This window comes from Actinomadura hibisca NBRC 15177 (genome assembly GCF_001552635.1).
Classification (GTDB): Bacteria; Actinomycetota; Actinomycetes; order Streptosporangiales; family Streptosporangiaceae; genus Spirillospora; species Spirillospora hibisca.
This window is the reverse complement of sequence record NZ_BCRO01000039.1, coordinates 70,675-90,549: the sequence shown is the minus strand read 5'-3', so window position 1 is coordinate 90,549 and position 19,875 is coordinate 70,675. Positions and strand designations below refer to the sequence as shown.

The following is a 19,875-nucleotide window of genomic DNA, read 5'->3' as shown; positions in this document are numbered from 1 at the left end:
AGGGTTCGCCACCCTATCGACACCGGGCCACCGGAGATCGGTCCCGCGCTCAGGAATAGCCGAGACGCCGCAGTTCGGTCTCCATCGTGGCGAGGAAACCGTCGACCTCGCCGCGGTCGTAGGTCTCGCGCAGCCGCCGCACGGTGAAGGTCTGGCCGCGGACGTCGTCGGCGCCGACCACCTGGCCGAGGTCGCGGTGCTCGCCCGACAGCCAGATGCGGATCTGCGCGACGAAGGCGTCGACCTCGGCCGGGTCGTAGCCCTCCTTGAACCGCACGCGGGTGAAGTGCGTGGCGTCCAGCATCGCCAGCGCGCGGCGCACGTCGGCGACCCGCGCGGGCGGCAGCGCGCGGCCCGCCATCAGCTCGCGCGCGTGCGCGGCGTACAGCTGCGCGGCGCGGATGATCTCGGCGAGGCGGGGGCCGTTGGCGGGCACGCCGGTGCCGGTCTGGGCGTCGCGGATCGCGCGTCCGGCGGCCTCCAGGGCGCGCCCGGCGTATCCGGCGGCGTGCGGGGCCCAGTCGCCGCCCAACGCGTGCGCGCGTGCGGCGGCGGCCAGTTCCCGCTTGGCGTCGCCGAGGGAGACCTCGATGACCGACACCGTGAGGTGGAACCCGGCCTTGGCGAACGCGGCGCGCCCGCCCGCCACCAGCTGGTCGCGGCCGGGCGGCTGGGCGGGCGGCTCGGGCTTGGGCGGCAGGGGCGGCTTGGGCTCCTCGGGGCGGCGCAGGCTGAGGCGGGGCGCGATCGTGCCGGGGTTGGCGAAGCGGGCGGCCAGCTCGGCGGCGCTCGGCCGCGCGCCGGGGTCGCGTTGCAGGGCCTCCTCCAGCACCTCGCGCAGATCGCCCTCGATGCCGTCCAGGTCGGGCGGCACGCCGTCCAGGACATGGCGGACGTAGGCGGCGGGGCTGGTGGCCTCGTAGGCGCGCCGCCCGGTGGCGGCGTAGGCGACGGTCGCGGCCCAGGCGAACACGTCGGCGGGCGGCCCGACCTGCGCGTCCTCCAGCGCCTCGGGGGCGACGTAGCCGGGGGTGCCGATGGGGCCGCGGGTCAGCCGGTCGGCGCCGGTCAGATAGGCGATGCCGAAGTCGATGACGATCGGCTCCCCGGCGACGAGCATCACGTTGCCGGGGTTGATGTCGCGGTGCACGCTCTGCGCGGCGTGCACCGCCGCCAGCGCCCCGGCGAGGCCCCCGGCGAGCTTCAGCACGCCCTCGCGCGGCAGCGGGCCCCGGCCCTTGACGGCCTCCAGCAGCGAGGTGCCCTCGACGTAGCGGGTGACGATGTAGGGCGGGTCGCCGTCCACGGCCGCGTCCACCAGCTCCACCACGTGGCGGCTGCGGATGCGGCGCATCGCCTCCACCTCGCGGCGCAGCCGTTCCTTGGCCTTGAACTCGGCGGGCAGGAACGGGTGCAGCGTCTTGATCGCGACCATGCGGCCGTCGTCGGCGCGGGCCAGGAACACCTCGCCCATGCCGCCCCGGCCGAGCCGTTGCAGCGGCCGGTAGGGGCCGATCGGGGCCAGCGGGCGGGCGCGGGCGGGCATGCGGGCAGGTGTGGCGTCGGCGGCCGGGCCGGTCTGCGGACCTGTCTGCAGGCCGGTTTGAGGGCCCGTCTGCGGGCCCGTCGGGGAACCGCTGAACTGACCGCTGTGCGGGCCGGTGCCGCCCGAGACCGTGCGCATCCCCAGCGAGTCGGGGCGCAGCGCGCGCAGCTGCCGCACCAGCGCCTCCGCGCCGGGGCGCGCGGCCGGGTCGGACGCCAGCGCCGCCGCCAGCACCGGGCGCAGCTCCTCGGAAATGTCCGACAGGTCGTGGTCGCCGCGGATGATGCGGACGCAGACCGCCGCGTCGTTGGGCGCGTCGTACAGGTCGCGGCCGGTGGCGGCGTAGGCGACCAGCGCGGCCCAGGCGAACACGTCGGCGGGCGGGCCCGCGTCGTCGCCCTCCAGCAGCTCGGGCGCCAGGTAGCGCCAGGTGCCCGAGCGGCCGCCGCCGTGGGTCAGCCGGGTGTCGTCCACGCCCTGGGAGATGCCGAAGTCGATGACGACCGGCTCGCCGTTCTCCAGCAGCACGTTGCCGGGCTTGATGTCGCGGTGCACCACCCCGGCCCGGTGGATCGCCTCCAGCGCCTCGGCGGTGCCGAGCGCCACCCGCCACAGCGCCGTCCCGGCCAGCGGGCCGGTGTCGCCGACGACCTCCAGCAGCGGCGGGCCCTCCACGAACCGGGTGACGATGTAGGGCACCGGGGCCTCGACGTCGAACTCCAGGATCTCGGCGACCCGCCGGGCCCGCACCCGGCGCATCGTCTCCACCTCGCGGCGCAGCCGGACGCGCGCGTCGCCCTCGTCCACCAGGTGGGGGTGCAGGGTCTTGACCGCCACGAACCGGCCCTCGGGCGCGATCGCGCGGAACACCCGGCCCATGCCGCCCGCGCCGACCAGCGCGACCGGCCGGTAGGGGCCGATCGCGTCGGGCGGCCCGTCCTCGCCGGGCGGCGCGGCGGCCGTGGCGGGGTCGGGACGGTGCCAGGTCCCGTCAGAGGAACGGGACCCGGGAGACGAGGTCGCGGACATCGGTGCGCAGGTCCTCAAGGCTCTGGCTCATGCCGGTGAGCGGCGTGGTGTTGGGCGGCTGCCGTTGCGACAGCACTACCAGGACGGCGGCGAACACGGCGAGGATCAGCGCGCCCGCCATGGCCGCCTCGGCGCGCGGCAGCACCGCGCCCCACAGGCGGGCCATCTGCCGGCGCGGCGCCCCGCTGCCGGGCGCCAGGCACAGCAGCACGATGACCAGCATCGCGGTGTAGGCGATGGCCTTGGAGGCGGTCAGGTCCGGCGCGGCGAACATGAACACCCCCAGCGCGATCATCGCGGCGAGCGCGCAGAGCGCCGCCAGCATGACGGTGACCATCGCCGCGCCCGGCAGGTGCAGCGGCGACGTGAACGCGGCCGCCACCGCGTCGCCGGTGCGCGGGCCACGGCGGGTGCGCTTGCTCTCCATCCCCTTGGCGGCCTTGTCGCCCATCCGCAACACCAGCACGCCGACGACGGTGACGCCGACCGCCAGCATCGGCGCGATGTTGGCGAAGCCGAGCAGCGCCACCAGCACCAGCAGGCTCAGCACCCGGTACCAGCCGTAGGGCTTGGGCCGGTCGGGCTTGTCCTGGCGGGGCCGGTCGCGGCGGGTGGCCTCGCCGGTGGGGTCGGATCGGGTGCCGGGGCCGTAGGGGTCGTAGGGCGCGGGCTGCCGCTCCTGCGTGGCGGGCGGCGGCGGGCGGTCCTGGTAGGGCTGCGGCGCGTAGGCGGCGGGCTGGCGCTGGTCGTACGACGGGGGCCGCTCGTACGGGCGCGATTCGTACGGCTGCGGGCGCTCGTACGGCCGCGACTCGTAGGGGGCGGGCGCGGGCGGCGGCACCGGCGGCGGGGCCGCCGGTGGTAGCAGGCCCTTGAAGTCCTTGGGCTGCGCCGGGACGGGCGCGGGCATCGGCACGGCGGCGCTCCCGGCCGGGCTGGGCGGCGGGCCCGGCGGCGGCGCGGTGGGCAGGTGGGAGGGCATGCCGAACGACCGGGAGTGGTCGGGCGAGGTCTCTTCGAGGTCCGGACCGGCGTCGGCGCGGGTGGCGTGCTCGTCGAAGGGTTCGCCGTAGGGCGCGCCGACCTGCTCGTCGACCATGGTCTGGTCGGTGATGGTCGCCTCCATGTGGAGGCGCCGGGCCAGCTGCACCAGGTGCACGGCGGTGGGGCGCTCGGCGGGGTTGCGGGCCATCGCCGAGCGCAGCAGCGGCAGCAGCGCCTCGGGCGTGCCCGCCAGGTCCGGGGTGTTCTGCATGATCTTGTAGAAGATCGACTCGAAGGTGCCCGAGCCGAACGGCGGCCGCCCGGTCGCGGCGTAGCCGAGGGTGCCCGCCCAGGCGTGCACGTCCGAGGGCGGCCCGGCCTCCTCGCCCTCGATGATCTCGGGGGCCAGGTAGCCGGGGGTGCCGATCACCATGCCGGTGGCGGTCAGCCGGGTGGCGTCGGCGGCCTGCGCGATGCCGAAGTCGATCACGATCGGCTCGCCGTCCACCAGCATCACGTTGCCGGGCTTCAGGTCGCGGTGCACGATGCCCGCGCCGTGGATCGCCGACAGCGCCGAGGCGAGGCCCACCGCCAGGCGCTGCAGCCCGGTCGCGTAGATCGGGCCGGACTCCTCGACGATCTCCTCCAACGTGCGGCCCGGCACGTACTGGGTGACGATGTAGGGCCGGTCGGCGGTGACGTCGGCGTCCAGGATCTCGGCCACGTGCGGGCTGTGCACGCGCCGCATCGAGTCGACCTCGCGGGCCAGCCGGCGGCGCGCGGTCGCGTCCCCGGCCACCGCCGGACGCAGCACCTTGATCGCGACGTTGCGGCCCTCGGCGTCGGCGCCCAGGTGCACCACGCCCATGCCGCCCTCGCCGAGGGTGCGGAGCACGCGGTAGTGGCCGATCATGTCCTGGCCGATGTCATCCCCGGACGTGGCAACCCCCTTCATCGTTTACGAAACCCTACCCTCGCGGGCGGGGCCCGGCCGATCACCGGGAGCGCGCCGCCCTCGCGGACGCCCGCGCGGGAGCCCCGTGCCGGGCCGCCCATCAGGCGAGCAGTGCCCGGGACCGGCCGCTGCTCACCCCCGTCCAGTCGGCGAGGGCCCCGGCGAACCAGCGGGCCGCCGGGCGGCGGGCCGGGTCGCGGTCCAGGCCGCGCCGCAGCAGCGCGGCCAGCGGCTCCGGCGCGCCCTCCAGGTCGGCCTGCCCGCGCAGGATACGGAAGCAGACCCCGTGCAGGGACCCCCGGCCGAACGGCGGGCGGCCGGTCGCCGCGTACGCCAGCGTCGCGGCCCAGGCGTACACGTCGGAGGCGGTGGTGGCGGCCCCGCCCTCGATCAGCTCGGGCGCCAGGTAGGCCGGGGTGCCGATGACCATGCCGCGCCGGGTGAGCTGCTCGGCCCCGGCCTCCCGGGCGATGCCGAAGTCGATCAGGGTGGGCCGGTCGCCGAGCACGATCACGTTGCCGGGCGACACGTCGCGGTGCAGCACCCCGGCGTCGTGCACGTCGGCGAGGCCCAGCGCCATCCCGCGCGCCAGGCGCAGCAGCCGCTCGCGGCGCGGCGGCCCGTAGTCGGCCACCAGGTCGCCCAGCGAGCAGCCGGGCACGTACTGCATGACCACGTAGGGCCGCTCCCCGTCGAGCCGCCCGTCCAGCAGCCGCGCCACGTGCCCGCTGCGCACCCGTGCCTGCGCCGCCATCTCCTGCGCCAGGCGCTGGCGCGCCTCCGGCTCGGCGACGAACTCCTCCTGGAGCTCCTTGACCGCCACCTCGCGGCCGAAGGAGTCCATGGCCAGGTGCACCACGGCCGTGCTCCCCCGGCCGATCTCGTCGAGCAAGCGGTACCCGCCCAGTCGCCGATGCTTCCCCATAGCCCCTATGACGCCGGAAAGGGTGCCTTCGTTCCGGGAAATACGGCTACGGAACGGTCACGGGGGACGCGCGCTCAGTTCGCGCGGGCGGCCTGGCGGGCGCGGCGCTCCTCGCGGCGGGTCTCGAACTTGGTGGCGGCGGCGTCGAGCTGCGCCATGAACTCGGCCAGCTCGTCGCGGGCCTTGGCGCCGTCGCCGGTGAAGTCGTCGCGGTCGAAGACCTTCCACTTGCGCAGGCACGGGGTGAGCACGTCGTCGTGGTGCAGCCGCAGGTCGTAGATGCCCGCGTTGGCGATCACGACGGACTTGCGCAGGAAGCCGTCGATGCTGTGGCCGGGCATCTGGAAGTCCTTGACGACCTCGGTGATCGCCCGCATCGTCTCGTTGGGCGCCAGGTCCAGCGAGGCCGCGATGAGGTTGCGGTAGAAGATCATGTGGAGGTTCTCGTCCTTGGCGACGCGGGTGAGCATCTGCTCGCAGATCGGGTCGCCGGACGCCTTGCCGGTGTTGCGGTGCGCCACGCGGGTGGCCAGCTCCTGGAAGGAGACGTAGGCGTTGCCGTGCAGGAACGCGCTGCCGTGCGCGGCCTCGTAGCCGGTCTCCATGTGCTTCATCCGGGCCCGCTCCAGCGCGATCGGGTCCACGGCGCGGGTGACGGTGAGGTAGTCGCGGATGACGATGCCGTGCCGGTTCTCCTCGGCCGTCCACCGGTTGACCCAGGTGCCCCACGCGCCGTCGCGGCCGAACACGTCGGCGATGGCGCGGTGGTAGCCGGGCAGGTTGTCCTCGGTCAGCAGGTTGACGATCAGCGACTCGCGGGCCTCGGCGCCGAGCTTGGAGTCGCCGGGCTCCCAGCCGTCGCCGCCCAGCGGGCCGTCGAAGTCGCGGCCCTGGCCCCACGGCACGTACTGGTGCGGGAACCACTCGTCGGCGGTGGTCAGGTGCCGGTTGAGTTCCTTCTCCACGATCGGCTCGAGTTCGAGCATGAGACCGGTCTGGAACTTCTCCTCGGACGTGACGGACATGCTGATCCTTCGCTGGACGACGGGTGGGGCCTGCCGGGGGGAGCGCCGCCGCGCCCCCCGGAGGGCGTGGACGCGGCAGGGCGCGACAGAAACCTACTGAAGCGTAGGTTCAAGATTCGCGTTCGGTGTGACGTACGTCAAGACACCGCCGTCACAATCAACCCGCGTCTTTCTTTGTAGGGAAGCGTGAAACGCCGTTGGTCACCCGTCGCTCACTGGCTGTCGGCGGCCTGCTGCCACATGCGGTTGGCGGCGGCCCGCAGCACCGTCCTCGGCATGATCTTCAACGCGGGCAGCGCGGCCTTGTACTGCGCGCCCGGCACGCACAGCGCGCGCCCGGCCGACACCGCGTCCAGGCCCGCGCGGGCGACGTCGGCGCGGCGCAGCCACAGCAGGTTGGCCGCGCCGTCGTCCTCGGTGCGGGTGAAACCGGGGCACAGCGCGGTGACGTGCACGCCCCGCCCGGCGACCTCGGCGTGCAGGCTCTCGGAGAAGGCGGCGACGTACGCCTTGGTCGCGCCGTAGGTGGCGCTGCCGGGCGAGGGCGCGAACCCGGCCATCGACGCGACGTTCAGCACCCCGCCGCGGCGGCGCACGAGCATGCCGGGCAGCGCGGCGTGGGTGAGGCGCATCAGGGCGGTGACGTTCAGCTCGATCTCCCTGAGCTGGTCGTCGAGGTCGAGGTCGGCGAACGCGCCGAACGCGCCGTAGCCCGCGTTGTTGACCAGCAGCTCGACCGGCTCGGCGCGCAGCCGCTCCTCCACCTCGCCGCGCTGGGCCGGGTCGGTGAGGTCGGCGGCGACCACCTCCACCGCCACCCGGTACCGCTCGACCAGCTCGCGGGCCAGGCCGTCCAGCAGCGCGGCGCGGCGCGCCACGATCACCAGGTCGGCGCCGCGGGCGGCCAGCAGCCGGGCGAAGCTCTCGCCGATGCCGCTGGAGGCGCCGGTCACGAGCGCGGTTCGGTACGCCTGTCGCATGGCGGCCGATCGTAGCGGTCCAAGCGCTCGTTTGACCCGATAAGACACGGGTAGCCCGGGACGCGACCGAGGAGGGACAGTGCCCGGTTACCTTGGGGAAGCGGCCCGTAACCCGTTCGTACTGAAGATCTCGATGCTGGCGGCGCTCGGCGGCCTGCTGTTCGGCTACGACACCGGCGTGATCTCCGGCGCGCTGCTGTACATCAAGGACGATCTGCACGCGGGCTCGCTCGCCCAGTCGTGGATCGTGGCGGGCCTGCTGGCGGGCGCGGTGTTCGGGGCGCTGGCGGGCGGGCGGCTGGCCGACCGGATCAGCCGCCGCTGGACGCTGCTGATCGCGGGCGTCGTCTACGTGGTGGCGGCGCTGGCGGCGGCGGTCGCGCAGAACGCCGGCCAGCTCGTGGCGGCCCGGGTGGTGCTCGGGCTGGCGGTCGGCGCGGCGTCGGCGGTGGTGCCGCTCTACATCGCCGAGCACACCCCGCCCAGGATCCGCGGCGGCACCGTCTCCTACAACCAGCTGATGATCACCATCGGCATCCTGGTCGCCTACCTGACCAACTTCGCGCTGCGGAACGTGGACGGCGGCTGGCGCTGGATGCTGGGGATCGGCGCGGCCCCGGGCGTGGTGCTCGTGCTGGCCATGCTGGTGGTGCCCTACAGCCCGCGCTGGCTGATGATGCGGGGCCGCCGCGACGAGGCCCGCGCGGTGCTGGAGCGCACCCGGCGCGGCGAGGACGTCGAGGCCGAGCTCGACGAGATCGAGGGCGTGGTGTCGCAGGAGCGGCGGCACTCCTGGCGCGAGCTGGCGAGCCCCCGGCTGCGCCCGATGATGGTGGTCGGGCTGGGCCTGGCGATCATCCAGCAGATCGTCGGCGTCAACACCGTCATCTACTTCTCCCCCACCATCCTCACCTACACCGGGCTGAAGGCCGACGACGCGATCGCGCAGGCCCTCACCGTCGGGATCACCAACGTGGTGTTCACGGTGCTGGCGATCCTGCTGCTGGACCGGGTCGGCCGCCGCACCCTGCTGATCGCCGGGACCGCCGGGCTGACGGCGGCGCTGGCGCTGCTGGCGGCGTTCTTCGGGTTCGGCTGGCAGCAGGAGGCCCCGTGGCTGGCGCTGGCGGCGCTGGTGTTGTTCATCGCCTCGTTCGCGGTCGGGCTCGGCCCGGTGTTCTGGCTGATGATCTCCGAGATCTTCCCGCTGGCGGTGCGCGGCCCGGCGATGGCGGTGTGCAGCCTCGCCAACTGGGCAGCGAACTTCCTGGTGTCGTACTACTTCCTCCAGCTCGTGGACGCCATCGGCCGCGCCTGGACGTTCTGGTTGTACGCGGGGCTGGCGGTGGCGGGCATCGTGTTCTTCGTCGCGCGCGTCCCCGAGACGCGCAACCGCACGCTGGAGGAGATCGAGCGCGAGCTGAGCGGCGACGCCGACGCGCCGCCCGCCCGGCCCCACCCCGCCTGATCCCTACGCGACGTGCGGTTCGCCGCCCATCGCGACCCCGACCGGCGGCAACATCGACGCCGGGTCGCCGCCGCCGAACCACAACCCGATGACGAACGCGGCGGTGGCCTCCAGCTGACCCGCGCGCGCGAGGCCGCCGCCGTTCAGCGGCTCGCAGTCCAGATCCCGCACCAGCTGCTCCACGGCCGCGACCGCCGCCGCGTCGTCGCCGCACAGCGGGACGCCGAGCGGCCGCCCGTCCGGCTGCGGCGGCGTCGTCCGCCAGATGCCCTCGTGGCAGACGTTGAACGCCTTCACCACGTGCGCGCCCGGCGCGGCGGCGGCGCACCGCTCGGCGGCCGAGGGGCCGCCCGCCGTCAGCAGTGCCATCTCCGGCGGGACGACGGGGTTGGTGCAGTCGATCAGCGTCCGTCCGGCGGGCACGGCCGCCTCCCGCAACACCTCCTCCGCCACCGCGAACGGCACCGCCAGCAGCACCGCGTCCCCGAACGCGGCCGCCTCGCGCAGCGTGCCCGCCGTCGCGCCGATCTTCCCGGCGAGCGCGGCGGCCTTCTCCGGCGACCGCGCGCCGACCGTCACCTCGTGCCCCGCCGCTACCCACCGGCCCGCCAGTGCCTCGGCCATGTTCCCCGCGCCGAGCGTCCCGATCCGCATCCTGTCCTCCTTGAGTCGGTACGGTCGGACGCTAGGCGTTCCGTTAGGCACCTCCCGGTGCGCATCGAAAGGGGCAGGATGGCCGAGATGTTCATCGCCGACTGCCCGGCGCGGCTGGGGTTCGACCTGCTGGCCGGCACCTGGACCAGCGTGGTGCTGTACGCGCTGCGCGACGGCCCGCTGCGCCCCGGCGAGCTGCGCGCCCGGATCGGCGGCGTCAGCCCCAAGGTGCTCACCGAGACGTTGCGCCGCCTGGAGGCCAACGGCCTGGTGGAGCGGCACCGCTACGCCGAGGCCCCGCCGCGCGTGGAGTACGGGCTGACCGAGCCGGGCCGCGGCCTGCTGGAACCCATCCTGGCGCTGGGCCGCTGGACCGAGCGCTACGGCGAGCAGGTGCTGACCGCGCAGGAGCGCACCGAAGCCGGTTGAGAAAACCGTGAAGACGGGCGGGCCCGGCGGGAGACAACCGGGCGACCATCCCGACGCCCGAAGGACGCCCCCCATGACCCCTGTCCCGCGCACCGCATGACGGCCGCGCTCCACCGCGACGCGCCGCCGGACGAGCTGGACGACGCCGAGCTGATCCGCCTGTCGGGCGACGACCCCGAACGGTTCGCGGCGCTGTTCGACCGGTACGCCCGCCAGATCCACCACTACGCCGCGCGGCGGCTCGGCACGCAGGCCGCCGACGACATCATGGCCGAGACGTTCCTGACCGCCTTCCGCCGCCGCGCCACCTACGACCGGACCCGCCCGCTGGCGCGCCCCTGGTTGTACGGGATCGCCTCCACGCTGATCGCCCGGCACCGCCGCGACGAGGAGCGCCACTACCGCGCGCTGCGCCGCACCGGCCTGGACCCGCTGCCCGAGCCGATGGCCGAGACGGTGGTGTCGCGGGTGGCCGCCGAGCAGGACGAGCGCCGGATGGCCGGAGTGCTGGCCAAGCTGCCCGCCGGAGACCGTGACGTGTTGCTGCTGGTCGCCTGGGGCGGCCTGTCCTACGAGGAGGTCGCCGAGGCCCTGTCGGTGCCCGCGGGGACGGTCGCGTCCCGCCTCAGCCGTGCCCGCCGCAAGTTGAAGGCCGCCCTGGGCGGCGCCCAGGAGGACTGATGGACGAGTTGAAGAGCTTGCAGACGATGCGCGCGGACGTCCCGGAGGTGACGCCGGAGGCCGAGCGCGCGGCACGGTTGCGGCTGCTGGCGGCCGACGCGCGGCCCGAGCCGTCGCGGCGGTTCCGGCCGTCGCGGACGGTGTGGCGGCTGGGCGCGGTCGGCGTCGTGGCCGCCGGGACGCTGGCGGCGGTGACGGTGCTGCCGAGTGGCGGCGGGTCCGATCAGCCGGGCGGCAAGGACGCCGCGCCGCGTCTGCTGGCCGTCGCCAACGCCACCGAGCTGGGCGAACGCGCCGCCCACCGCGTCGAGACCGACCCCGGCCCGGTCGCCGGGCCGCACCAGTGGACCTACCTGCGCCGCGCCCTCGCCCAGCCCTCCGCCCGCTCGGCCGTCGTGTCCGCCGACCGGCTGCTGCGCGACGAGCTGTGGTTCAAGCTCGACGGCAAGCGGCTCACCGTCTCCCATGGAAAGGGCCCTTCCCGGCGCTACGGCGGCATCGGCGGCTGGCCGCAGCCGGGCCGCTACACCGCGACCGACCCGGCGGGGCTGCGGCGGCAGTTGGAGGCCGCCGTCCGAGCGGAGAAGCGCGAAGGGCACGAGGTGGAGCGCCGGGCGCACCGGAACGGCGCGCCCTCCCCGGCACCGATCACCCCGCCCACGCCCGCCGACGTCTTCATGCAGGTCCAGTCGCTGATGGACCTGTCCGCGCCGTCGCCCCGCCTCCAGGCCGCGCTATACCGGCTGCTGCCGACGCTGCCCGGCGTCGGGCTGCGGCGCGACGCGGCGGACGTCACCGGCCGCAGGGGGGTGGCGTTCGCGATCGCCACCCAGGGCGGCCGCACCCGCTCGGAGATCATCTTGGACGAGCGCACCTATCGCTACCTGGGGTTCCGGCGGGTGGTGACACGGTCCTTCACCGAGAAGGAGCTGCTGAGGCGAGGCGAGGAGGGCGGGACCGGCGAGCGCTTCGCGCCGGGCGCGCTGCTGGACTGGACGGCGCAGCTCGCCAAGGGTGTGGTGGAGCGGCCCGGCGCCCGCCCCTAGCTTTCCCCGCCGAACCTTTCCGTTCGCACCCGCCGCGCCTCCCGGACAACGGCCGCCCCGGCCTTTACGATCAAGCCGCAGTCCCCGAGGCCCGGCGGGTGTCCCCACAATGCGAGTCGAAGAACGGATCGGTCCCTACCGCGTCCTGGAGGAACTCGGCGTCGGCGGCATGGGCGAGGTCAGCCTGGCGCTGGACCCGCGCGGCCGGGCCGTGGCCGTCAAGGTGCTGCACCCGGCCATCGCCCGCGACGACATCGCCCGCAAGCGCCTGGAGCGCGAGGTCGCGACCATGCGGCTGGTGCGCGGCCCGCACGTCGCCGAGGTCCTGGACGCCGACTTCACCGCCCGCCGCCCCTACCTGGTGACCCGCTACGCGCAGGGCCGCACGCTGGAGGAGGTGGTCCGGGGGCGCGGCCCGCTGCGCGGCGCGGCGCTCACCCGGGTGGTGCGGGGGCTCGCCCGGTCGCTCACCGCCATCCACGGCGCGCAGATCGTGCACCGCGACCTCAAGCCCGCCAACGTGATCCTGGTGGACGGCGAGCCCGTCGTGATCGACTTCGGGCTCGCGCACGTGCTGGACGCCACCCGGCTGACGCTGACCGGCACCGCCATCGGCACCCCCGGCTACCTGGCCCCGGAGATCCTGGACGGGCACCGCGCCACGCCCGCCTCCGACGTGTTCTCGTGGGCGGCGACGGTGGTGTTCGCCGCGACGGGCCGCTCGCCGTTCGGGTCGGGGCCGCCCGAGGCGGTGTTCTCGCGGGTGCTGCGCGGCCGTCCGGACCTGACGGGGGTGCCGCGCGACCTGGTGCCGATCCTGCGGGCGGCGCTGTCGCGGGACGCCCGGCGGCGTCCGCAGACCGCCGACCTGCCCGGCGGCGCGAACCCGATCCCGGTTCCGGCACCGGCCCCGCCGCCCCCGAGCCCGCCCGTCGCGCGGCCTGCCAGACCTGCCGCTCTCCCAGAACCCGCCGCCACACCTGGCCTAAGCCTGGCGAGGCCGCTGGCCGTCACGGCGCTGCCCGCCGCCTGCCTGGCCGTGCCGATGCTCGCGGCGGCCGCCTGCCTGGGGTGGTGCCTGTTCGCGTACGCGCGCGACGCGTGGCAGCGGATGCGGGCGCGGCTGTCCGGCGACCGGGACGTCTCCCGGCGCGCGCGGCTCGCCGCCCTCGTCGCGGTGCCGCTGGAGGTGGCGGTGCGGCTGGTGATCCTGGCGGGCGTCGTCGCGTTCGGCTACGCGGCGCTGTTCGCGGTGTTGCAGATGACGGCGCTGGCGGACCGCGTCACGCTGCCGTTCGGGCTGCTGGCCGGGGCCGCGATCGCGGTGCGCGGCCGCTACGACTCCTCGGCGCGGCTGCTGGAGCGGGTCGGGGTGCCCGTCCTGGCGGCGTTGCTGCTGGCCGCCGTGGCGGTCGCGGCCCCCGACCCGTCCTGGTGGCCGCTCAGCGGCCGTTGAAGACGGCCTTGCCGGGGCCCTCCTCCACGAAGCTCTTCATGCCGCCCTTCTGGTCCTCGGTGGCGAACAGCGCGGCGAACTGCACGCGCTCGATCTCCAGGCCGGTCGCCAGGTCCACCTCAAGGCCGCTGTCGATCGCCTGCTTGGCGGCGCGCAGCGCCAGCGCGGGGCCGCTCGCGAACGACGCCGCCCACGTGCGGGCCTCGGCGTAGACGTCGGCGTCCGGCACGACCCGGTCCACCAGGCCGATCGCCAGCGCCTCGGCGGCCTTGACGTGCCGCCCCGAGAAGATCAGGTCCTTGGCGCGGGCCGGGCCGACCAGCCGGGCCAGCCGCTGGGTGCCGCCCGCGCCGGGGATGATGCCGAGCTGGATCTCCGGCTGCCCGACCTTCGCGCCCTCGCCCGCCACCCGCAGGTCGGCCGTCAGCGCGACCTCCAGGCCGCCGCCCAGCGCGTACCCGGTGATCGCCGCGATGACCGGCTTGGGGATGGCGGCCAGCGCCTTGGTGAAGTCCTGGAGCAGCCGCGAGGGGCCCGCCGACATGTCGGCGTAGGACATCGGGGCCATCTCCTTGATGTCGGCCCCGGCGGCGAAGACGCGCTCGCCGCCGTACAGCACGACCGCGCCGACCCCGTCGTCCGCCGACACCTGCGCGGCGGCCTCGATCAGCTCGCGCTGCACCTGCGCGTTGAGCGCGTTCATCTTGGGCCGGTCCAGCCGGATCGTCGCGACCCGGTCCTCGACCTCGACACGCACGAACTCGCCCACGGACGCCTCCACCTCTACCCGGGATCAATCGACACCCCGACCCTAATCGCCCCGTCCCGCCCGTCCGACGCCGACTGTCGGTCCCCGCTGGTAGCTTCGTGCACCGGCCGTATCCGCACGTCCGGGGGACCTTCATGCTCGTCGCGCACGCCACCTGGCACGGCGGAGCCCTCTGCCTGTGGGCCGAACGCACCGGCCGGCCCGAATCCTCGGGCGACCGGCACCCGTTCGCCACCCGCGACTTCACCGGCACCTCCTACGAGCCGCTGGTGCGGGGCGCGTTCCGGGTCGAGCTGACCATGGCGCTGCCCACCGTCGGCGACGCGCCCGTCCCCTCCCCCGAACTCGACTCCAAACCGCACGACACGCCGCACCTGCGCGACTGGACCGTCCCCGCCCTGGTCCTGGAGCCGCTCCCCACGATGGCCCTGCTCCAGGCCGCCGAGCACAGCGGCGACGTCATCCCCGGCACCGACCTGCGCTACCTGTGCCTGCTGGCCGACGAGGCGGTCCACCTCACCGGGCGCGGCCACGTCCTGCCCGCCCTGATGCGCGAGGACGGCGACCTGGTGGCGCGCTGGCGGCCGGTGTTCGACGATCCCGACCGCTTCGGCGACCTGGTCCGCGCCATGCCCGCCGCCTGCCGCGCCGCCGACGGCGGCCGCCCCGCCGCCGAGGTGCTGCGCGAGGCCCTGTCCGGCCTGGTCGACACCGCCGTGCGCGGCGTCGTCCCGCACCCCCTGCTGCCCGCGCGCACCGGCAAGACGCCCGACCGGCTGCCGCTGCCCGAACGCTGGGTCGAGGCGCTGACCGGCCACAACGCCCAGGTGGCCCGCGAGCCCCGCGACGACCCCGACGACCTGATCGCCGAGCTGGACGCCTGGGCCGCCGCCGTGCGCCGCCCGTCCGGCCCGCTGCGCGTCTGCTTCCGCCTCGCCGAGCCGGGCGCCGCCGAACTCGACTACGGCCAGGCCACCGTCGAGCAGCCCGAGGACGGCTCCTGGCGCGTCGAGTTCGCGCTGCAGGGCGTGGACGACCCGAGCCTCTACGTCCCCGCGTCCCTGATCTGGGCGGGCGAGGCCACCTCCATCGAGGACGCCTCCGACACCCTGCTGGCGGGCCTCGGCCGCGCCCTGCGCCTGTTCCCCGACCTGGCCAAGGCCCTGGACGGCCCCGCCCCGCAGGACCTCGCCCTCGACACCGCCGGGGCGTTCCGCTTCCTGCGCCAGGCCGCGCCGATGCTGGCCGCCGCGGGCTTCGGCGTCCTGCTGCCCACCTGGGCGGGCAAGGCCAAGCTCGGCATGAAGCTCACCACCCGCGCCGACCCCGATGAGGGCGGCGGCGCGGCGGCCTCCTCCGGCTTCGACCTGTCGGGCCTGGTCAAGTTCCGCTGGGACCTCGCTCTCGGCGAGGAGGAGATCGACGAGGCCGAGCTGGAGGAGCTGGCCCGCCTCAAGACCCCGCTGGTGCGGCTGCGCGGCCAGTGGGTCGAGCTGGACCAGGAGCAGCTCGACGCGGCCCTCGACTTCCTGCGCCACCCGCGCACCGGCACGATGACGGCCGCCCAGGCGATCCGCGCCATCATCCACGCGGGCGAGGAGAGCCTGCCCCTGACCGGCGTCGACGCCGACGGCGCCTTCGGCGACCTGCTGTCCGGCCAGGCCGACCGCCGCCTCGCGCCGGTGCCGACGCCCGACGGCGTGGAGGCCGCGCTGCGGCCCTACCAGCAGCGCGGGCTGGCCTGGCTCGTGTTCATGGACGACCTGGGGCTCGGCGGCCTGCTCGCGGACGATATGGGACTCGGTAAGACAATTACGACATTGTCCCTTTTTATGCACGAACGCCGCGAAGGACGCACTCCCGCCCCGACCTTGGCGATCCTGCCGATGTCGCTGGTGGGGAACTGGCAGCGGGAGGCCGCCAGGTTCACGCCCAAGCTCCGCGTGTACGTCCACCACGGCACCGGGCGGCATCGCGGGGAGGACCTGGTCGCGGCCGTGGGGCGGGCCGATCTCGTGCTGACCACCTACGGCACGGCGGCGCGCGACGCGGCCGTGCTCGCGGGCATCGAGTGGGGGCGGGTCGTCTGCGACGAGGCGCAGGCGCTGAAGAACAGCGGGACGCGGCAGGCCCAGGCGGTGCGGTCGATCCCGGCGCGGACGCGGATCGCGCTGACGGGCACGCCGGTGGAGAACCACCTCACCGAGCTGTGGTCGATCATGGAGTTCGCCAACCCGGGGTTGCTCGGGCCAAGGGCGGCGTTTCGCGAGCGGTTCGCGGTGCCGATCGAGAAGGACGGCGACGAGCAGGCGGCGCTGGCGCTGAAACGCGCGACGCAACCGTTCGTCCTGCGCCGTCTGAAGACCGACCGGAGCATCATCACCGACCTGCCGGAGAAGCAGGAGATCAAGACCTACTGCAACCTGACCGCCGAGCAGGCGTCGCTCTACCGGGCCACGGTGGACGACATGCTGGCGCAGATCGCCGAGGCCGACGAGAAGCAGCGGCGCGGGCTGATCCTGGCGACGATGGCCAAGCTCAAGCAGGTCTGCAACCATCCGGCGCAGCTGCTGAAGGACGGGTCGCGGCTGGCGGGCCGGTCGGGGAAGCTGGAGCGGCTGGAGGAGATCTGCGCCGAGGTCGTCGAGCAGGGCGAGAAGGCGCTGGTGTTCACCCAGTACGCCGAGTTCGGGTCGATGTTGCAGCCGTACCTGGCGGCGAAGCTGGAGCGGCCGGTGTTGTGGCTGCACGGCGGCACCTCCAAGCAGGGGCGCGACGAGCTGGTGCAGCGGTTCCAGCACGATCCCGATCCGGCGGTGTTCCTGCTGTCGCTGAAGGCGGCGGGCACGGGGCTGACGCTGACGGCCGCCAACCACGTCGTGCACCTGGACCGCTGGTGGAACCCGGCGGTCGAGGACCAGGCCACCGACCGGGCGTTCCGCATCGGGCAGACCCGGAACGTGCAGGTCCGCAAGTTCATCTGCGTGGGCACGATGGAGGAGCGCGTCGACGAGATGATCGAGCGCAAGAAGGCCCTGGCCGAGTCGATCGTGGGCACCGGCGAGGAGTGGCTGACCGGGCTGTCGGTGGCCGAGCTGCGCGACGTGTTGTGGCTGGCCCCCGAGGCGGTGAGCGGCTGATGGCGGGCTGGTGGTCGCGGCGGCTGCTGACGCCGGTGGAGTCGTTCGCGGGGTCGGCGACGCTGGCGCGGGGCCGCACCTACTCGGTGGACGGGTTGCGGATCGGCGCGTACGAGGTGACGGCGCGGGTGCGCGGCGCGGGCACCGGGCCGTACGAGGTGGCGCTCGGCATCGACGCGATCGCGCCGGAGGGCTGGCTGGCGATCGAGGCGGAGCTGGCGGGCCGCGCGGTGTACCGGGCGCGGCTGCTGGCCGGGGAGCTGCCGCCGGAGGTCGAGCTGGTGTTCGCCGAGTTCGGGGTGTCGCTGTTCCCCCGGTCGGTGGGCGACCTGCACGCGATGTGCTCGTGCCCGGACTGGGGCGACCTGTGCGAACACGCGGCGGCGGCGCTGCACGCGCTGGGCGCGGCGTTCGACGACGACCCGTTCCTGGTGCTGGAGTGGAACGGCCGCACCCGCGACGAACTGCTGCGAGCACTACGCCGGGCCCCAGCGGCCGAGGCAGCGCCGGAGGAGGCCGAAGAACCGCTGACGGCCGAGGGCTTCTGGGCCCCGCCGACGGGCCTGGCACGGCTGCGCGAGCGACGCCCCACTCCCCCAGTGCCACCCGGCTTCCTACTGCGAGTGGCGGTGCCCCCACCGGTAAAGGTGCGACGACGCGACCTGGCGGCAGTACTGGAACCCGCCTACGAGGCACTGACCCCCGAAGCCCACGAGGAAGACTGACATGCCCGAACTAACGCCGCCGACCGCAACCGTCCAGGAATCCTTCCTGCTCGCGATGAAGGAGTTCCAGGCCGAGGGACGCGGGCGAGACGAGTCCAGCATGTTGTGCCGGGAGATCCGCCGCTACGGCCCGGCGTGGGACACCCCCGAGGGCTTCGCGCGTTACGTGCGCGACCTGCGGGCGGACGCGCTGGAGGAGACGCCGCGCCCGGAGGGCCGGGTGCCCGCCACGTCGTTGTGGTGGGTGGACGGCCCCGAGTACCTGGGACGGCTGGCGATCCGGCACCGGCTCACCCCGTGGCTGCTCGACGTGGGCGGCCACATCGGCTACGACGTGCGCCCGTCGGCGCGGCGGCGCGGGCACGCCAGCGCGATGTTGCGGGCCTCGCTGCCGACCGTGCACGCCCTGGGCATCGACCCGGTATTGGTGACGTGCGACCACGACAACGTGGGCTCCCGGAAGACCATCGAGAACTGCGGGGGCGTCCTGGAGGACAGGCGCGGCGAGAAGCTCCGCTTCTGGGTGCCGACGGGCTGAGCCTGCACGCAAGCGGGGAGGATCATGGAACGGGTTCTGGTGGCGGGTGTTTCGGGGGCCGGCAAGACCACGCTCGCGACCCGTCTCGCCGCTCGCTACGGCCTGCCCCGGTACGAGTTGGACGCGCTGCACCACGGGCCGGGCTGGGAGCCGCGTCCGACGTTCGTCACCGAAGTGACCGCCTTTAGCGCCACTGGCCGCTGGGTGACCGAGGACCAGTATCACGGCAAGCTCGGTGACCTGCTGTGGGAGCGCGCCGACACCGTCGTCTGGCTCGATCTGCCGCGCCGCACGGTCATGGCCCGGGTGTTGCGCCGCTCGGTGTCGCGCGCGGTCACCGGCCGGGAACTCTGGAACGGCAACCGTGAGCGGTGGCGCGACTGGCTGCGCGCCGACCATCCCGTCCGCTGGGCCTGGACGCAGCACGCGCGCAAGCGCGCCGCGACCGCCGCGCTCGCCGCCCGCCATCCCGGCGTGCGCGTCGTCCGCGTCACCGGCGCGCGGCGGCTGCGCGATCTGGCGTGGTTGGAGCACGACGCGTGGACGACCTCTTCCACGTGATGGCGACGGCGTCGAGCTGCTCGTCCCGGAGATGGGGCTCAGCGGAGCGTCCCGCGTTCAGTCGTAGTGCAGGCCGGTGCAGCCCACCTCCCCCGCGATGGTCGCGCACACCCCGAGCAAGCCCACGATCTCAGTGAAGTCGTCGGTGGTGAACGACGTCGCGCGCGTCCCGGCCTGCTTCACGCCCGGGACCACCGCGACCGACTGCGCGATCGCGGTGGAGCTCCACTCGATCTCCAGCGTGTAGGGGGCCGCCACCGTCCCGTGCCGCCAGCCGTCCGGCGCGGCCAGCGCCCGCGCCGCCCCCTCGTAGATCATCTGCTGGGCGCGGGGCGGCGGCACCAGCGCGGCGGCGTACCGGTCGCTGCCCTGTTTCACCGCCACGGTCGCGACGCCGCCGAGCGCCTCGCGCGCCTCCGCGCAGGCCGCCGCGTCCCCGGCGACCAGCCCGACCGGCACGCCCAGCGTCGCGGCGTAGGCGGCCATCAGCCGGATCTCCCCGGCGATCTCGCCGTTGAGCCGCACGTTGTAGATCTCCCGGCCCATCCACGTGTGGTTGAGCACGCCGTCGGGCACGCCCGCCCGCGCGTGGTAGCCGACGTACAGCGCCACGTCGAAGGTGCCGTCCAGCCCCTCGGCCATGCGCATCGGCTTGTAGGGGCCGCGCACCAGCGTGCAGCGCGGGTCGATCAGGTCGGCGCGCAGGTTCCGGCCGCCGCCGTGCGAGTCGGTGACGACGACCTCGGCCGCCCCGGCGTCGAACGCGGCCCGGATCGCGGCGTTGGCGTCGCCGGTCATCAGCTCGCAGCCGCGCTCGTAGCCCCGGCCGCCCGCGCGCATCTCCTCGGCGTCGGTGAGTCCGGAGACGCCTTCCATGTCCACTGAGACGAAAACTTTCATGCCACCCGATAATGCCCGGCTTCGGACGCAACGTTCCGGGCCGTCTCGGCGGTAGTAGTCCGCG

Annotated in this window: 17 protein-coding genes; 9 read left to right on the top strand and 8 right to left on the bottom strand. The window is 74.6% G+C overall.

From position 1 onward, the window contains the following. Positions 1-49: 49 nt before the first annotated feature. From AH6_RS18705 to AH6_RS18685, 5 genes are all read right to left on the bottom strand, one after another. On the bottom strand, positions 50-2,575 hold the full coding sequence (locus AH6_RS18705) for a protein kinase domain-containing protein (RefSeq protein WP_067481526.1): 2,526 nt from the start codon (positions 2,573-2,575) through the stop codon (positions 50-52). Further along, positions 2,538-4,514 (bottom strand): serine/threonine-protein kinase, encoded by a 1,977-nt coding sequence (locus tag AH6_RS18700; RefSeq protein WP_083983140.1) that lies wholly within the window; start codon positions 4,512-4,514, stop codon positions 2,538-2,540. Before AH6_RS18700 ends, AH6_RS18705 begins: the two co-directional genes overlap by 38 nt. Before the next feature lie 100 nt (positions 4,515-4,614). Continuing rightward, on the bottom strand, positions 4,615-5,439 hold the full coding sequence (locus tag AH6_RS18695; RefSeq protein ID WP_067481524.1) for a serine/threonine-protein kinase: 825 nt from the start codon (positions 5,437-5,439) through the stop codon (positions 4,615-4,617). A gap of 74 nt (positions 5,440-5,513) precedes the next feature. After that, on the bottom strand, positions 5,514-6,464 hold the full coding sequence (locus tag AH6_RS18690; RefSeq protein ID WP_067481523.1) for an acyl-ACP desaturase: 951 nt from the start codon (positions 6,462-6,464) through the stop codon (positions 5,514-5,516). A 212-nt stretch (positions 6,465-6,676) separates the two neighbouring features. Further along, complete coding sequence (locus tag AH6_RS18685) at positions 6,677-7,444, bottom strand: SDR family NAD(P)-dependent oxidoreductase (RefSeq protein WP_067481522.1); 768 nt, start codon at positions 7,442-7,444, stop codon at positions 6,677-6,679. A gap of 79 nt (positions 7,445-7,523) precedes the next feature. On the opposite strand from AH6_RS18685, the gene AH6_RS18680 reads away from it, so the two are divergent. Then, a complete protein-coding gene (locus AH6_RS18680) occupies positions 7,524-8,912 on the top strand; it encodes a sugar porter family MFS transporter (protein WP_067481514.1) in 1,389 nt (462 codons plus the stop codon). Positions 8,913-8,915: 3 nt separating this feature from the next. Here the strand turns inward: AH6_RS18680 and AH6_RS18675 are convergent, their stop codons facing one another. Next, a complete protein-coding gene (locus AH6_RS18675) occupies positions 8,916-9,566 on the bottom strand; it encodes an NADPH-dependent F420 reductase (RefSeq protein WP_067481513.1) in 651 nt (216 codons plus the stop codon). Between the two features lie 78 nt (positions 9,567-9,644). Between AH6_RS18675 and AH6_RS18670 the strand changes: the two genes are divergently transcribed. The 4 genes from AH6_RS18670 (at position 9,645) to AH6_RS45980 (ending at position 13,178) form a co-directional block, all read left to right on the top strand. After that, the gene (locus AH6_RS18670; RefSeq protein WP_067481511.1) at positions 9,645-9,995 is read left to right on the top strand and encodes a winged helix-turn-helix transcriptional regulator; all 351 of its coding nucleotides are present in this window, start codon (positions 9,645-9,647) and stop codon (positions 9,993-9,995) included. Positions 9,996-10,091: 96 nt separating this feature from the next. Further along, complete coding sequence (locus tag AH6_RS18665) at positions 10,092-10,676, top strand: RNA polymerase sigma factor (RefSeq protein WP_067481509.1); 585 nt, start codon at positions 10,092-10,094, stop codon at positions 10,674-10,676. After that, positions 10,676-11,722 (top strand): CU044_5270 family protein, encoded by a 1,047-nt coding sequence (locus AH6_RS18660; protein WP_067481507.1) that lies wholly within the window; start codon positions 10,676-10,678, stop codon positions 11,720-11,722. The genes AH6_RS18665 and AH6_RS18660 overlap by 1 nt, the downstream gene beginning before the upstream one ends. Positions 11,723-11,831: 109 nt before the next feature. Beyond that, positions 11,832-13,178, top strand: a complete 1,347-nt coding sequence (locus tag AH6_RS45980) for a serine/threonine-protein kinase (protein WP_067481505.1) — start codon at positions 11,832-11,834, stop codon at positions 13,176-13,178. Here AH6_RS45980 and AH6_RS18650 read toward each other — a convergent pair. Further along, on the bottom strand, positions 13,165-13,947 hold the full coding sequence (locus tag AH6_RS18650; protein ID WP_067481746.1) for an enoyl-CoA hydratase/isomerase family protein: 783 nt from the start codon (positions 13,945-13,947) through the stop codon (positions 13,165-13,167). The two genes, AH6_RS45980 and AH6_RS18650, sit on opposite strands and share 14 nt — an antisense overlap. Positions 13,948-14,081: 134 nt before the next feature. Between AH6_RS18650 and AH6_RS18645 the strand changes: the two genes are divergently transcribed. Genes AH6_RS18645 through AH6_RS18630 form a run of 4 tightly spaced genes read left to right on the top strand, consistent with a single transcriptional unit; the run spans position 14,082 to position 18,911 of the window. Then, the gene (locus AH6_RS18645; RefSeq protein ID WP_067481502.1) at positions 14,082-17,087 is read left to right on the top strand and encodes a DEAD/DEAH box helicase; all 3,006 of its coding nucleotides are present in this window, start codon (positions 14,082-14,084) and stop codon (positions 17,085-17,087) included. Beyond that, positions 17,087-17,812 carry an SWIM zinc finger family protein gene (locus AH6_RS18640; protein WP_067481500.1) on the top strand — a complete coding sequence of 242 codons (726 nt, stop codon included), beginning with the start codon at positions 17,087-17,089 and terminating at the stop codon, positions 17,810-17,812. The genes AH6_RS18645 and AH6_RS18640 overlap by 1 nt, the downstream gene beginning before the upstream one ends. A 1-nt stretch (position 17,813) precedes the next feature. Then, positions 17,814-18,350 carry a GNAT family N-acetyltransferase gene (locus AH6_RS18635; protein ID WP_067481498.1) on the top strand — a complete coding sequence of 179 codons (537 nt, stop codon included), beginning with the start codon at positions 17,814-17,816 and terminating at the stop codon, positions 18,348-18,350. Positions 18,351-18,374: 24 nt separating this feature from the next. Further along, on the top strand, positions 18,375-18,911 hold the full coding sequence (locus AH6_RS18630; protein WP_067481496.1) for a P-loop NTPase family protein: 537 nt from the start codon (positions 18,375-18,377) through the stop codon (positions 18,909-18,911). Positions 18,912-18,968: 57 nt separating this feature from the next. On the opposite strand, the gene AH6_RS18625 is transcribed toward AH6_RS18630, so the two are convergent. Further along, on the bottom strand, positions 18,969-19,811 hold the full coding sequence (locus AH6_RS18625) for a M55 family metallopeptidase (RefSeq protein ID WP_067481494.1): 843 nt from the start codon (positions 19,809-19,811) through the stop codon (positions 18,969-18,971). Positions 19,812-19,875 lie beyond the last annotated feature (64 nt).